Here is a 13,886-nt window from a genome sequence, read left to right as displayed (position 1 = left end):
TCCACGTACTCCGAGATCTTTGTGATCCTGATAGTACTGGATTGCATCAAGTTTAAATTGTTTGTCATGTTGCTTTGCCATATGAGATCCTCCTTCAGCATGTTTCTATTGTAACATGCTTATGTGTATTTGGAATTTCTCATTTTGGCTTGTACTATTTATATTCTAGCACCACATTGTATTTGCTCTCGCAGGAACGTGGGTGGGAATGGTGTTGGTAAAAAAAGTAAAGCAAGAATTATTTGAGAAAATAACGAATGTTCTTTTGCTGATTTCCGGAATTTTAGCAATTGTGTGAAAGGATGTGTTGGTATGGCAATAGAATTGCGAGAATTGGTGCATCAGGTACAACATATGAAAATGAAGTTGGTTGCAGGGGAAGAGGGATTAGACAGAAATGTTAGCTGGGTACATATGGTAGAAAATATGGAAATTTCTGATTTCCTTCGTGGAAATGAAGTAACCTTTACTACTGGTGTGGGATTGAATGATAGGGTTACATTGCTGGAATTGGTAAAACATATATATCGAAATGGTGGGAGCGGAGTGGTACTTAATGTTGGACCTTATATAGAGAAGATTCCGGAAGAAGTAATTGCCTTTGGAAACGAAAAATCTTTTCCTGTTTTTGAGGTTCCATGGGAAGTTCATATGGCAGAGATTATACGTATTTTCTGTTTTGCTATTTTAAAATCAGAGCAAAATACAGCAGAGCTGACACAGGCATTTAGAAATGCATTGTTTTTACCGCAACAAGAAGATGGATATGTTCCAGTGCTAATGCAGAAGGGATATTTTATTGAATGGAATTATACCGTTGTGGAAATGGATGTGTGTGATGTTGCCATGATAGGGGAAAGTGAAAAAATTTACATGCCTATAACGGAAGATAGAATAAATATGGTGCATAAAAAGGTAGAGGGGCTTTTGCACAATTTTAGTAAAGAGGCAGTTTTATTAGAGGAAAAGAATAAATTTATTTTAATATTTGTAAATCATTCAGAGGAAAAAGTGGTTAAGTTTATGAAGGAGGTAAGACAACGGTTATTACCTTTTTTGCGCAAAAATGAAACATTTTTTATTGGAATAGGGCGGGCAACAAAAAGCATACGTTGTGTTTCAAAGAGCTTTGGTATGGCAACAAAAATTATTAAGATGCTCCAGTTAGAAAATAAAGAAATGGAGATTTACAGCAATAAGGAGATGGGAGTGTACCGACTGTTGCTTGCTATTGGGGATAGGGAAACAATGTTAGATTATATTGCTGATACGATTGAACCATTAAGGGAATATGATGCTTTAAACAATGAAAATCTGACAGAAGTATTGCAAAAGTACATGGAACATAATGGAAATATAAAAGAAATTGCAGAAGAGATGTTTGTGCATCGTAATACTATAAATTACAAGTTAAAGAAAATAGAGAATATTCTGCATGCAGAGCTACGAGATTGGCATATCTGTCAACAGTTAGAAATAGGTTTTAGGTTAGAGAAAATTATAAAAATGTATCATGTATGACATAAAAAGATGTTGTGCAGATATACAAAATTATTTGGAAGTTATTCCATTGTGGCAATTTTGATTTTTGATAAAATAAAGACAAGAGTTAAGACAAAGGTGTCGAGGAAAATCCTTCGGCACCTTTATTTTTATTTACGAGGAGGAAAAAAAGATGGAATTAACAGGAAAAGAAATTGCAGAAATGCATAAGGAATATGTGATGCAGTCATGGTCAAAATCAGGAGGAGATGTATTGCCGGTAGAAAAAGCAAAGGGAATTTATTTTTGGGATTATGATGGAAATAAGTATGCAGATATGGCTTCTTTATTAGTATGCTCCAATCTGGGACATGAATTACCGGAAATTGTGGAGGCGATTAAGACCCAGGCGGATAAGATGTGTTTTATGGCACCGGCTTATGCATCGGAACCGAAAAGTAAACTTGCAAAAATGTTGGTGGATTTAGCAGGAAATGAAGTTTATCAAAGAGTATTTTTTACAAATGCAGGAGCAGAGGCAAATGAAAATGCTATAAAAATGGCTCGAATGGTAACAGGAAGAACTAAGATTTTCTCTTGTTATCGTTCCTACCATGGTGCAACCTTGGGAGCTTCAAATGCATCCGGAGATTGGAGGAGATATGCAGCAGAAATCGGAGGGGCAAACGGATTCGTTCATTTTATGAATCCACAGATGTATCGTGATGGATATACCAAAGGAATAGATGACAAAGAGGTGGCAAAACAATACATAGAAGCATTAGAGTTGCAATTACGCTATGAAGGAACGGACAATGTGGCAGCAATTATTATGGAATCTATTGTAGGCGCTAATGGTGTAATACTTCCACCGGATGGTTATATGGAAGGTGTTTATGAGTTGTGTAAAAAATATGGTATTTTGTTAATATGTGACGAGGTAATGGCAGGGTTTTATCGAACTGGTAAGCCGTTTGCTTGGATGAATTTTAATATTCAACCAGATATTATTACTTTTGCGAAAGGAGTAACCTGTGGCTATGTGCCGTTAGGAGGTTGCATTGTAAGTAAGCGAGTAGCAAGTTATTTTCAAGAAAATGTATTACAGTGTGGTTTAACCTATTCAGGTCATACACTTGCCTGTGCAGCAGGTTGTGCAGCAGTGCAGTATTATCAGGAACATAATATCGGAGAACATGTTACAAAAATGCATGAGATTGTTGCTGAATTTATGGATGAAATGGTAAAGAAACATAAGTGCATAGGAGAATCAAGATGTATAGGATTATTTGGGGCTTTAGAGGTTGTAAAAAATAAAAAGACACGAGAACCTATGCAAGAATATGGAGTACCGGGAACGGTTATGCCATGGATCTTTGCAGAACTTAAGAAAAGAGGTTTTGCTACGTTTGGAAGAGAAAATTTTATTGAGATATGTCCACCACTGATTATTACAAAAGAAGAATTAGAGGAGTATCTGCCGATTTTAGATGAGGTATTGACTTTGGTAGATGAGAAATACTGTGACTAAGAGGAGGTAATAAATATGAATTGGGATTATACACAGCCTGTGCAGATTCGATTTGGAAAGGGGCGAATGGCAGAGGTAAAGGAACTAGCAAAACTAATGGGATGTAAAAATGGGCTGCTAGTGGCAGATCCTTACTTTTTTTCCAATGGGCTGGCAGAAAGACTGGTAAAGGAAAGCGACGGAGCAATTGTGGCTGCTTTTGGTGATTTGTCACCAAATCCGGATGTAAGTGAGGTAGATGCCTGTGCAGAAATTATTAGGCAAAAAGAGATAGGATTTGTTGTGGCATTAGGAGGAGGAAGCTCCATTGATTGTGCAAAAGCAGCAGGAAGTATAGGAATGACAGGAAGTTCTATTCGGAAATACCATGGAACAGGTATACCAATGCCGGAAGAACATCTTCCCTTGATTGCCATACCAACGACCGCAGGAACAGGAAGTGAAGTTACTTGTGTATCTGTACTAACCGATCATGCAAATGGGAAGAAAGCACCTATTGTTTCAAACGGATTTTTTCCAAAGTATGCCATTATCGATCCGGAACTTACTTATAGTATGCCACCTAGAGTAACAGCGGGGTGTGGAATAGATGTATTGGCACATGCACTAGAAGGATTTTGGAGTAAAGGACATCAACCAATATGCGATGCTTGTGCACTTCATGCAGCAAAAATTGTATTTCAATATTTATATAGGGCATACTTGAATCCAAACGATGAAGAGGCAAGGGAAAAAATGTGCGAGGCATCTTTGATTGCTGGTTTGGCATTTACTTTACCCAAAACTACTGCATCCCATGCATGTTCTTTCCCACTAACCAATATGTATCAAATTCCTCATGGTGAAGCTTGCGGACTGACCCTTGATTATTTTGTAAAAGTAAATGCAAAGGGCGAAGAAGGAGAACGCATTGAGGATTTCGCAAAAAAACTTGGATTTCAGGATGCAGATAATATGGCAGAAGAAATTCATCAGTTAAAAATAAAAATGGGACTTCGCAATGATTTGAGGGATTTACATTTGACAGAAGAACAGATTGCGGACTTGGTAAGATTAAGCAAACATCCAAATCTTTATAATAACCCGGTGGAAGTAACCAGTGAAATGTTAGATGAGATGTATCACCAGATGGCATAGATGAGTTAAAAATGCGGAAGGAAGGTTTGGAGGGGAAAGGAGGCACTATGGAAGACACAGAATATATTCTTCAAATAAAAGAATTAGGAAAAAGTTATAATGATTTAAATGTATTAAAAAATATTAATTTGAATGTTAAAAAGGGTGAAGTAGTTGCATTGATTGGTCCGTCAGGTTCTGGAAAAAGTACATTACTTCGTTGTGTAAATCAGTTGGAAATACCAACAAGAGGAGATATTCTTTTTCAAGGGAAAAGTATTCTTACCAAAAAGAATAATATTAATGAAGTCAGACAACATATCGGAATGGTATTCCAACATTTTAATTTATTTGCAAATCTGACTGTTTTGGAAAATATTACCCTTGGTCCAATTCATTTAAAAAAAATGCCAAAGACAGAAGCTAAAAGACTGGGAATGGAATTATTAGAAAAGGTTGGACTTGCAGAAAAAAAAGATGTATATCCCGCTAGTCTTTCTGGAGGTCAGAAGCAAAGAATTGCAATAGCAAGGGCATTGGCAATGGAACCGGAAGTGATTCTTTTTGATGAACCCACTTCTGCATTAGACCCAGAAATGGTAGGTGAGGTGCTGTCAGTAATGAAACAATTGGCAGAAACAGGAATGACTATGTTAGTAGTAACGCATGAAATGGGATTTGCCAAGGAAGTAGCTTCTAAAGTAATCTTTTTGGATAATGGTTATATTGGAGAAGAAGGAACTCCGAAAAAAGTGTTTGAAGACACGCAGAATGAGCGAGTAAAAGCATTTCTAAATAAGGTGCTGGTGTAAGAAAAGGTAATGGAGGTTTTGTATGAATAGTTTGATAGAAGTTTTGACAAAATACTCTTCAATGTTTTGGAATGCAGTTGTGACTACATTGTTATTGTCCTTGTTTACAGTAGTTTTTGCAACTGTATTTGGCAGTTTTATGGCATTGATGAAGATTTCTAAAATCAGAATATTGCGTTATATTGCAAATATTTATGTGGAATTTATTAGAGGAACACCATTACTGGTACAGGTATATGTGGTATTTTATGGATTGCCTATGTTAGGAGTTGAATTACCTACATTTGATTTTATGGGAAATAATTTTTCACGATTGTTTCCTGGAATTTTAGCAATGGTAATTAACAGTACCGCATATATTTGCGAGATTGTAAGAGGCGGAATTCTGTCTATTGAAACAGGGCAGATGGAAGCCGCAAGAAGTATAGGATTTACAAGAAGTCAGGCAATGAGATTGGTAGTGTTTCCACAGGCAGTAAAGAATTTTTTGCCGGCGTTGGGCAATGAGTTTGTTAGTGTAATTAAGAATTCATCCCAGGTATCGGTGATTGGTGTGGCAGAGCTGATGTACATAACAAATACGGTACGAGGTATTAGCTATAAGACCATTGAACCACTGATAATAGTGTCTATAATGTATTTCATTATGACATTTATTATATCATCACTCGTAAAGCGATTAGAAGTAAGGCTTGCGGTGAAGGAAGCGAGATAATTTTATAGGAAAAGAATGGAGGAAAAAGTATGAAAACATTAAGAAAAAAGATGATAGCAGGAATTATGATGGCGGTATTGTGTATTGGTATGATAGGTTGCGGTTCAAAGAGCAATAGTAACAGTGAAAAAAGTGCAGGAACTACCAAAAGTGAAACAAAAGATGCAGGTAGTACAACAGATAGTGGTGAAGCAGATTCTGATTCAGAAACAATTGCAGCAATTAAGGAAAGAGGAAAGCTGATTATGGCAACAGCTTCTGGATATCCACCATATGAATTTGTAAGTGTAGAAAACGACGGAAAAGTAATAGGAATTGATGTCGAATTTGCACAGGCGATAGCAGATGAGTTAGGTGTTGAATTAGAGGTACAGGATATGCCATTTAGTGAGGTAATTACATCTTTGCAGTCAGGAAATTGTGATATTGCTATTGCAGGAACAACAGAAACAGAAGAAAGAGCAAAAGTAGTAGATTTTACAAATGCATATGTAGAAGATAAGTTTGTTTTAGTAGTAATGAAAAAAGATGCAGATAAATATAAAACGCTGAAAGATTTTTCGGGGAAAAATATAGCAGTTGAAATGGGAAGTGCTGCAGAAACAGTAGCACAGGAAGAATTATCCGATGCTAATATTACCTCTCTTTCTTTGAATGCAGATACTTTTACAGAGTTGGCAAGTGGTAAGGTGGATGCAGTTGTGAATAGTGATGTTGTAGCACAGCAGTACGCAATCTCTAATTCAGACTATACAATATTAGATGTTGAATTTGCAAGTGCAGCAAAAAAGTGTCAGGCTGCTGTTCGTAAGGGAGATACCGGATTTTTAGATTTAGTGAATAAAGTGATAAAAGAAAACCAGGACAATGGAAATTTTGATAAGTGGATTCAGGAATACAGTGAGCAAGCAGCAAAAGAAGCTGCAAAGTAAGGATGTGATGCAAATGAAACGATATGCAGTAACAATTACAAGACAGTTTGGAAGTATGGGAAGACCAATTGCAAGATTGATTGCAGAACAACTGAACATTAATTATTATGATAGAGATATTGTAGAAAAGACAGCGAAAAATTTAAGTATTCCAGTGGATACAATCACAGAGGAAGAAGAGAAAGCCAAAAAGACTTTTTTTAATATGCGGTATCCATTAGGAATGGGAACAAGTGATATGCAGAATCAGATTTTCTTAGAGCAACAGAAAATTATTAGTCGGCTTGCAGATGAGGAATCTTGTATTATTGTGGGAAGATGTTCGGATTATATTTTGCGTAACATGGAAAATGCAATGCATATTTATATATATGCACCATATGCAGACAGATTGGATAATTGTATCAATGAGTTAATGATGTCGGAAGAGGAGGCTAAAAAGAGTATTGCAGAAATTGATAAGGCAAGAGATTCCTATCATTTAAATTATGCTGGGTATTTGCCATCAAAGCCAGAGACTAAGGATATTTTAATCAGTAGTAGTTTATACGGGTATAAAGGAACAGCAGAATTTTTGGTTAATGCAATAAAGAGAAGGTTTGAATTATAAGGAGGAATTAGGAATGGAAAAAAATCAAGTTGTAGATCCAATGCAGTTCCCAAGATATGAGGGAATACGAACATTTATGAGATTGCCAAATAGTCGAAACCTGGAGAAATTGGATTTCGCGATTGTAGGATTACCTTATGATACTTGTGCATCTTTTCGAGTAGGAACTAGATTTGGTCCAAGTTCCATAAGAGAAATTTCTCCATTAAATAAACGATATCATCCTGTATTGGATGTGGATATTTTTGATATTTGTAAGGGTGTTGATTACGGAGATTTAATGACGGTTCCGGGATATATTGAAGAATCTTTTGATGAAATAGAAAAAGGGATGAAAGAAATCTTTCAGGCGGGTGTTATTCCCATTGCTATGGGGGGTGACCATAGTGTAACATTACCGGAACTTCGAGCTTGTAGTAAAGTACATGGTCCGGTAGCATTGGTACATTTTGATTCTCATTGTGATACATGGAAAGAATATTATGGAAAGCCTTATAACCATGGAACACCATTTTATTATGCTGCAAAAGAAGGATGTATTGATGGAAGTAAGTCCATTCAGGTGGGAATTAGAGGAGGATTATACAGTAAGGAAGGAACCAGACTTTCTAAAGAGCTTGGTATGACTGTATTACCAGCAGTAAAATGCCATAAAATGGAACCAGAAGAAGTGGTGAAAAAAATTAAAGAGACAGTAGGAAATTCAAAAGTATTTCTTACTTTTGATATCGATTTCTTAGATCCGTCATTTGCTCCGGGCACAGGAACACCTGAAATAGGAGGTTTTTCTACAGCGTATGCATTAGAGGTACTTAGAGGACTGAAAGAGCTCGACATTGTAGGATATGATGTAGTAGAAGTTGCGCCGCAATATGATCATGGAGAAATCACTTCATTTGCGGCTGCACATATCATGTTTGAATTTATGGCACAGATTGCATGGAGAAAGGAAAGAAAATAGAAAGTAACAATCAGTCTTAACTAATATAAGTCTAAAAAAAGCAACGACGGTGAGTGCGTTGTTTTTTTTAGTGAATCAAAAACAAGACTACTTGATGTATTTGGAATAATTAACAGAATATTGAGAGGTTCTCGAGTTAAAGTTTTGATTTTAAGCTAATTTTAAATGCTATTTTTCGCTTTTTGCAGGATAGCCCTTCAAGAAGGAATGTGCTTGAAGAAAAATCTTGCAAAAAGCATTTAAAACGTTTTATAAAAAAATAAACACGGAATCTTGAAATTTTTCTAATGATATGATATAGTAGTAAAGCTGTTGTGCATACGGATGTACATAGCAAAGAAATGCGGGCATGGCGGAATTGGCAGACGCGCTAGATTTAGGTTCTAGTGGGAGACCGTGCAGGTTCAAGTCCTGTTGCCCGTATTACAGAACCCTTGAGAATATCAAGGGTTCTTTTAATATACCTTAGCATTATATTTGCTTTACACCCACCCGGAACTTTTGTATAATAGCAAAGAATAAAAGTAAGGAGATAAGGGAAATGATAAGACGTCTGAGTAAAGTACAGACAATTGCCTTGGGGTTCTTTCTGATTATCGTAGCAGGAACATTGTTACTGATGTTACCTATTGCATCCAGAGACGGACATTCTACAGGCTTTTTGCATGCGCTTTTTACAGCAACCAGTAGTACCTGTGTGACAGGACTTGTTGTAGTAGATACTTATACAAATTGGACCTTGTTTGGACAGGTTGTAATTTTGGCATTGATTCAAATCGGCGGACTTGGATTTATCACCATAGGCATGTTTTTTTCCATCTTTTTAAAACGTAAGATTGGATTAAAAGAGAGAAATCTGATACAGGAAAGTGTCAATACACTTCAAATCAGTGGTATCGTGCGATTGGTGAAAAAAATTGTTTGCTATACCATAGCATTTGAAGGCATCGGAGCAATCCTTTTGATGACCCGATTTATTCCCAGATTTGGATGGCTTAAGGGGATTTGGTACGGAATATTCCATGCTATTTCAGCTTTTTGTAACGCTGGATTTGATTTGATGGGACAGTTTGAACCGTATGCTTCTCTTACGATGTATTATGATGATATTGTGATAAATATAGTAGTTATGGCATTGATTATAATCGGTGGTATTGGATTTATTGTATGGGATGATATTTCTAAACATAAATGGCACATAAAAAAGTATATGTTACATACCAAAATTGTGCTGATGATGACAGCAGTACTTACACTTGGCGGGGCGTTGTGTTTCTATTTGTTTGAACGGAATAATCTGCTTCTTGGAATGAATGCCAAGGGACAGATATTATCCTCATTATTTGGTTCAGTAACTACAAGAACCGCAGGGTTTAATACCTTAGATACAGGAGCTTATACGGAAGCAACCAGAATGTTGACGGTAATACTGATGTTTATCGGAGGAAATCCCGGATCAACAGCAGGCGGAATTAAAACAACTACAATGCTGGTAATTTTATTATATATCTGGGCAAACTTAAGAAATAAACGTGGACTAAATATCTTTGGCAGAAGATTAGATGAAGATGCCATTAAAAAGGCAAGTACCGTATTTTGCATCAATCTGATTTTAGCAACCGTTTGCGTTACCATTATGAGTGCGTTAGAAACATTACCACTATCAGACATTATGATGGAAGTATTTTCTGCAATTGGTACGGTGGGAATCAGTACCGGAATTACAAGGGATATATCAATGGTTTCCAAATATATGTTAATCATATTGATGTACTGCGGAAGAATTGGAAGTATGTCATTTGCATTGGCATTTACAGAGAAAAAGAAGAGCAATCCGGTACAATTGCCGGTAGAGCAGATTACAATTGGCTAGGTTAGAAAAGAGGAGTGGAAAAATGAAATCAATTTTAGTAATTGGAATCGGAAGATTCGGAAAGCATTTATGTCAGAATTTAGTGGAAAATGGAAATGATGTTATGGCGGTAGATGAAAACGAAGAAAATTTAGAGGAGATTCTGCCGATTGTTACCAGTGCAAAAATCGGAGACTGTACCAAGGAAGAAGTGTTGCGAAGCTTTGGCGTGAGTAATTTTGACATTTGTTTTGTGTGTATTGGCACCAACTTCCAGAGTAGTTTGGAAGTGACCAATCTTTTAAAAGAAATGGGAGCAAAGTATGTCATCAGTAAGGCAACCAGAGATATTCAGGCAAAGTTTTTATTGAAAAACGGTGCAGATGAAGTAGTATATCCGGATAGGGATATTGCAAAGAGAATGGCAACCAGAGTAAGTATGAATCATGTATACGATTATGTAGAATTAGGACCATATTCCATTTACGAGATACAGCCGTTGCAGGAATGGATAGGAAAATCTATTCGTGAAGTGGATTTTCGTGCAAAATATAATGTAAGTATTATAGGAATCAAACAAGGGGAAGAAACCACGCTGATGTTGACACCGGAACATATCTTTGCAACAGAGGAACACCTGATGGTTGTTGGGAAAAAAGAAGATATTGACCGAATCTTGAAGCAGTTGTAAAATTAGAGGGTAAGAAAAACAAAGGAGACAATAGAAGTGTTACAATACATATTAGGTGCAGATGGAAGGATTTTGCTGTTTATACAAGAGTTTTTGCGGTTTCAATGGTTAAATCCTATTATAATTTTTATTACAAGCCTTGCAAATGGTGGAGTGCTTTGGATTGTACTGGCAGTATTATTCCTTTGCTTTAAAAAGTATAGAAAAACAGGAACAGCAATGGCAGTAGCATTGTTAATCGGATATGTGATTACCAATCTGACATTGAAAAATCTGGTAATGCGTGTAAGACCGTATGATGCAATTGCGGCATTAGAGCCATTGGTTCGTGCAAGTGATTGGTCATTCCCATCAGGACATTCTACCTGTTCCATGGCAGCAGGTTATGTTATGTATCAGAAGCTTCCGAAGTATCTTGGAATTCCGGCAATTGTATTAGCTGTGATTATTTGTTTATCCAGGCTTTATGTGGGAGTTCATTATCCGACAGATGTTATATGTGGAGCATTGGTGGGATTATTTGCAGCAATGTGTTCTTTAAAAATTGTAGGAAACGGAAAGTAATATAGGAAAGGGGAGCTACTATGTTAGGTGTTATCGTATGGATTATTGTTCTTTGGGTGATTATCAATAATGTAAAAAAGAATCAAAAAGTTGAGAAAGGTGCACCAAGTCAGCAAAACGTACCGCAGAGAAGCCAAAGTGCACCAAGTCAGCAAAATGTAGCGCAGAGAAAACCATCCACATATACTTCCAATAGTTCCAGTCAGGAAGAATTAAAGCAACGTCTTTCACAAAAGTATGGAAGCGGTAAGTATGCGAAAAAAAAACAGACTACTGTGAATGTGCAGAGTGCATCTAAGCCCCAAACGGATATTTTAGCCAGGGCAGCGGCGAATGTGTCGGAGGATTTTGAAGAAAAGCCGGAAAAGACAGTAGCAACAGAAGAAATCGTAAAAGACCTGGTAAATAAGAAGATGGAAGGGATGACTCAGACACAGATTGTAGAAGAGGCAGATGCCATTGCAGAGATTGATTTGTACAAAGTCTTTGATATACCACAGGTGCAGCAGGATTCAGAGCTGATGAAAACAGTAAGTAATCTTATGGCAAAGGGTGTGAGTACAGAGGTTCCGTTTCAGCGTGATTTTGTAGCGGAAGGAATGGAAATGATAAATAGTATGACGTTATAAAGGACAGAAAAGAGGGATAATATGCCACAGGGAAATCCAAAACCAGGAGAATTATATCTTCATTTTAAAAATAAAATGTATCAGGTTGTGACGGTTGCAAAACATTCGGAAACAGGAGAAAAATTAGTGATTTATCAGGCTTTGTACGGGGATTTCCATACATGTGCAAGACCATTTGATATGTTTACAAGTCTTGTGGATACGGAAAAATATCCGCAGGTAGAGCAGAAGTATCGTTTCCAGTTAGTTGAGCAGTCAGAACAGGAAAAAGCGGTTACCGATGTGGATTCAAGAGAAGAACAGGCAGTAATGCAAAAGCAACTAGAACAGGCAAAACAACCGGAACAGCCGAAACCGTCCGAGCAAAAAGAGCCGGGCACACCGGAAGAAAAAATGATGGCATTTTTTGATGCAGATACCATAGAAGAAAAGTACAGAGCATTGTTGAAAATGTCAGATTGTATTACCAATCATATGATTAATAATATGGCAGTAGTGCTAGACCTTGTCATCGAAGATGGACCGGTAGATAAGAGATTTGAGGAATTGAAAAATTGTCTGCGAACGATGCAGCGATATGAAACTACAAGATTAAGATAAAAGGAGGTTGCCCCTCCTTTTTTTCTGTGCTAAAATATCATTAGCTTACTGTGCCAAAATGGCAGGTGGGGAATTTTAAGTTAGAAAGGGTTTGTTATATGTTACTTTTAATTAAAAATGGAACAGTGATTAATCCAGGAGATAAAACACAACAAAAGGCAGATGTCTTAGTAGAGGATGGTGTGATTAAGAAAATAGCACCGAAACAGAGCATAAAGGCGGATAAGGTAATTGATGCCAAAGATTGTCTGGTTATGCCTGGATTTATTGATTTGCATGTACATTTGAGAGATCCGGGACAGGAAGAAAAAGAAACGGTAGAGACCGGGGCAAAGGCAGCAGCTCATGGTGGATATACCACGATTGTGGCAATGCCAAATACCAAGCCGGTAGTAGATAATCCGGATGTTGTGAATTATGTACATCACAAGGCAGAAGATGTAGCAGTTGTGAATGTACTTCAGGTAGGTGCAATCACCGTAGGACAGCGAGGAACAGAACTTGCAGATATTGAAGGAATGGTAGAAGCAGGAATCCCTGCAATCAGCGAGGACGGAAAGTCTGTAATGAATGCCCAGATTTACCGTGAAGCAATGACACTTGCCAGAAAGTACGATATTCCGGTATTAGCACATTGCGAAGATATCAATCTGGTACATGGTGGTGTGGTAAATGCAGATGAAGCTACGGCAAAGATGCATTTTCCGGGAATCACCAATTCAGTAGAAGACATTATTATCGCGAGAGATATTATGCTGGCAAAAGAGACAGGAGCAGCACTTCATTTGTGCCATTGCTCTACCAAGGATAGTGTGAAAATGGTAGAAGTTGCCAAAAAAGAAGGAATCCGCGTAACAGCAGAAGTTTGCCCACATCACTTTACATTGACCAGTGATGATATTAAGGAAGATGACGCAAATTATAAAATGAATCCGCCACTTAGAACAAAGGAAGATGTGGAAGCATTAAAAGAAGGATTGAAAAATGATATTATGGATGTGATTTCCACAGATCATGCGCCTCATACCGCAATTGAAAAAGGCGCGGGAATCAAACGTGCACCATTTGGTATTGTGGGATTGGAAACGGTAGCAGCACTTACGATGACAGAGCTTGTGGATAAAGGCTACCTTACTATTATGCAGATGGCAGAGAAAATGAGTTATAACCCGGCAAAAGTTTTAGGACTGGATAAGGGTGTTGTAGAAGAAGGAAAAGTAGCGGATTTAGTAGTGTTTAATCCAAAGAAAGAATATGAGATTGACCCATCAACCTTTTATTCTAAGAGCAGAAACACACCGTTTGGCGGCAAGAAGGTAAAGGGTGAAATAGAAGCAACAATTGTAGCAGGTGAGGTTGTATACGAGAACAAATAAACAGGGTCATGGAGG

Annotated in this window: 14 protein-coding genes and 1 tRNA gene; all 15 read left to right on the top strand. The window is 37.3% G+C overall.

What is annotated here, in order from left to right; all coding sequences use genetic code 11:
• The first annotated feature begins 312 nt into the window (after positions 1-312).
• The 15 genes from KQI83_RS06310 to KQI83_RS06240 all read left to right on the top strand — a co-directional run bounded on the left by KQI83_RS06310 (position 313) and on the right by KQI83_RS06240 (position 13,871).
• On the top strand, positions 313-1,521 hold the full coding sequence (locus tag KQI83_RS06310; protein ID WP_216555685.1) for a PucR family transcriptional regulator: 1,209 nt from the start codon (positions 313-315) through the stop codon (positions 1,519-1,521).
• Positions 1,522-1,675: 154 nt separating this feature from the next.
• Entirely contained in the window at positions 1,676-3,013 is a 1,338-nt protein-coding gene (locus tag KQI83_RS06305) for an aminotransferase class III-fold pyridoxal phosphate-dependent enzyme (RefSeq protein WP_216555682.1), read from the top strand.
• Between the two features lie 15 nt (positions 3,014-3,028).
• Positions 3,029-4,150 carry an iron-containing alcohol dehydrogenase family protein gene (locus tag KQI83_RS06300; RefSeq protein ID WP_216555679.1) on the top strand — a complete coding sequence of 374 codons (1,122 nt, stop codon included), beginning with the start codon at positions 3,029-3,031 and terminating at the stop codon, positions 4,148-4,150.
• Between the two features lie 47 nt (positions 4,151-4,197).
• Entirely contained in the window at positions 4,198-4,941 is a 744-nt protein-coding gene (locus KQI83_RS06295) for an amino acid ABC transporter ATP-binding protein (RefSeq protein ID WP_253295527.1), read from the top strand.
• Between the two features lie 22 nt (positions 4,942-4,963).
• Positions 4,964-5,656 carry an amino acid ABC transporter permease gene (locus KQI83_RS06290; protein ID WP_216555676.1) on the top strand — a complete coding sequence of 231 codons (693 nt, stop codon included), beginning with the start codon at positions 4,964-4,966 and terminating at the stop codon, positions 5,654-5,656.
• Between the two features lie 29 nt (positions 5,657-5,685).
• Positions 5,686-6,588: a transporter substrate-binding domain-containing protein gene (locus KQI83_RS06285; protein ID WP_216555674.1), complete on the top strand. Its 903-nt coding sequence runs from the start codon at positions 5,686-5,688 to the stop codon at positions 6,586-6,588.
• A 13-nt stretch (positions 6,589-6,601) separates the two neighbouring features.
• Entirely contained in the window at positions 6,602-7,198 is a 597-nt protein-coding gene (locus tag KQI83_RS06280; protein ID WP_216555671.1) for a cytidylate kinase-like family protein, read from the top strand.
• Positions 7,199-7,211: 13 nt separating this feature from the next.
• On the top strand, positions 7,212-8,159 hold the full coding sequence (gene speB / locus KQI83_RS06275) for an agmatinase (protein ID WP_216555667.1): 948 nt from the start codon (positions 7,212-7,214) through the stop codon (positions 8,157-8,159).
• A 343-nt stretch (positions 8,160-8,502) separates the two neighbouring features.
• Positions 8,503-8,582: transfer RNA gene (locus KQI83_RS06270), tRNA-Leu, on the top strand.
• 118 nt (positions 8,583-8,700) lie between these two features.
• Positions 8,701-10,032: a TrkH family potassium uptake protein gene (locus KQI83_RS06265; protein ID WP_216555663.1), complete on the top strand. Its 1,332-nt coding sequence runs from the start codon at positions 8,701-8,703 to the stop codon at positions 10,030-10,032.
• Between the two features lie 22 nt (positions 10,033-10,054).
• Positions 10,055-10,702: a potassium channel family protein gene (locus KQI83_RS06260; protein WP_216555660.1), complete on the top strand. Its 648-nt coding sequence runs from the start codon at positions 10,055-10,057 to the stop codon at positions 10,700-10,702.
• A gap of 36 nt (positions 10,703-10,738) precedes the next feature.
• Positions 10,739-11,266 carry a phosphatase PAP2 family protein gene (locus KQI83_RS06255; RefSeq protein WP_216555657.1) on the top strand — a complete coding sequence of 176 codons (528 nt, stop codon included), beginning with the start codon at positions 10,739-10,741 and terminating at the stop codon, positions 11,264-11,266.
• 20 nt (positions 11,267-11,286) lie between these two features.
• Entirely contained in the window at positions 11,287-11,895 is a 609-nt protein-coding gene (locus KQI83_RS06250; RefSeq protein WP_216555652.1) for a hypothetical protein, read from the top strand.
• A 21-nt stretch (positions 11,896-11,916) separates the two neighbouring features.
• Entirely contained in the window at positions 11,917-12,495 is a 579-nt protein-coding gene (locus KQI83_RS06245; protein ID WP_216555649.1) for a DUF1653 domain-containing protein, read from the top strand.
• Positions 12,496-12,593: 98 nt separating this feature from the next.
• The gene (locus KQI83_RS06240; RefSeq protein WP_216555646.1) at positions 12,594-13,871 is read left to right on the top strand and encodes a dihydroorotase; all 1,278 of its coding nucleotides are present in this window, start codon (positions 12,594-12,596) and stop codon (positions 13,869-13,871) included.
• Positions 13,872-13,886: the final 15 nt, after the last annotated feature.

The sequence above is a fragment of the Roseburia sp. MSJ-14 genome (genome assembly GCF_018918225.1).
In the GTDB taxonomy this organism is placed as follows: Bacteria; Bacillota; Clostridia; order Lachnospirales; family Lachnospiraceae; genus Petralouisia.
This window is presented reverse-complemented; position numbering and strand designations above follow the sequence as displayed.

Coding starts and splice junctions, on each gene's coding strand:
- KQI83_RS06310 (WP_216555685.1), top strand. CDS start 313: ATGGCAATAGAATTGCGAGAATTGGTGCATCAGGTACAACATATGAAA.
- KQI83_RS06305 (WP_216555682.1), top strand. CDS start 1,676: ATGGAATTAACAGGAAAAGAAATTGCAGAAATGCATAAGGAATATGTG.
- KQI83_RS06300 (WP_216555679.1), top strand. CDS start 3,029: ATGAATTGGGATTATACACAGCCTGTGCAGATTCGATTTGGAAAGGGG.
- KQI83_RS06295 (WP_253295527.1), top strand. CDS start 4,198: ATGGAAGACACAGAATATATTCTTCAAATAAAAGAATTAGGAAAAAGT.
- KQI83_RS06290 (WP_216555676.1), top strand. CDS start 4,964: ATGAATAGTTTGATAGAAGTTTTGACAAAATACTCTTCAATGTTTTGG.
- KQI83_RS06285 (WP_216555674.1), top strand. CDS start 5,686: ATGAAAACATTAAGAAAAAAGATGATAGCAGGAATTATGATGGCGGTA.
- KQI83_RS06280 (WP_216555671.1), top strand. CDS start 6,602: ATGAAACGATATGCAGTAACAATTACAAGACAGTTTGGAAGTATGGGA.
- speB (WP_216555667.1), top strand. CDS start 7,212: ATGGAAAAAAATCAAGTTGTAGATCCAATGCAGTTCCCAAGATATGAG.
- KQI83_RS06265 (WP_216555663.1), top strand. CDS start 8,701: ATGATAAGACGTCTGAGTAAAGTACAGACAATTGCCTTGGGGTTCTTT.
- KQI83_RS06260 (WP_216555660.1), top strand. CDS start 10,055: ATGAAATCAATTTTAGTAATTGGAATCGGAAGATTCGGAAAGCATTTA.
- KQI83_RS06250 (WP_216555652.1), top strand. CDS start 11,287: ATGTTAGGTGTTATCGTATGGATTATTGTTCTTTGGGTGATTATCAAT.
- KQI83_RS06245 (WP_216555649.1), top strand. CDS start 11,917: ATGCCACAGGGAAATCCAAAACCAGGAGAATTATATCTTCATTTTAAA.
- KQI83_RS06240 (WP_216555646.1), top strand. CDS start 12,594: ATGTTACTTTTAATTAAAAATGGAACAGTGATTAATCCAGGAGATAAA.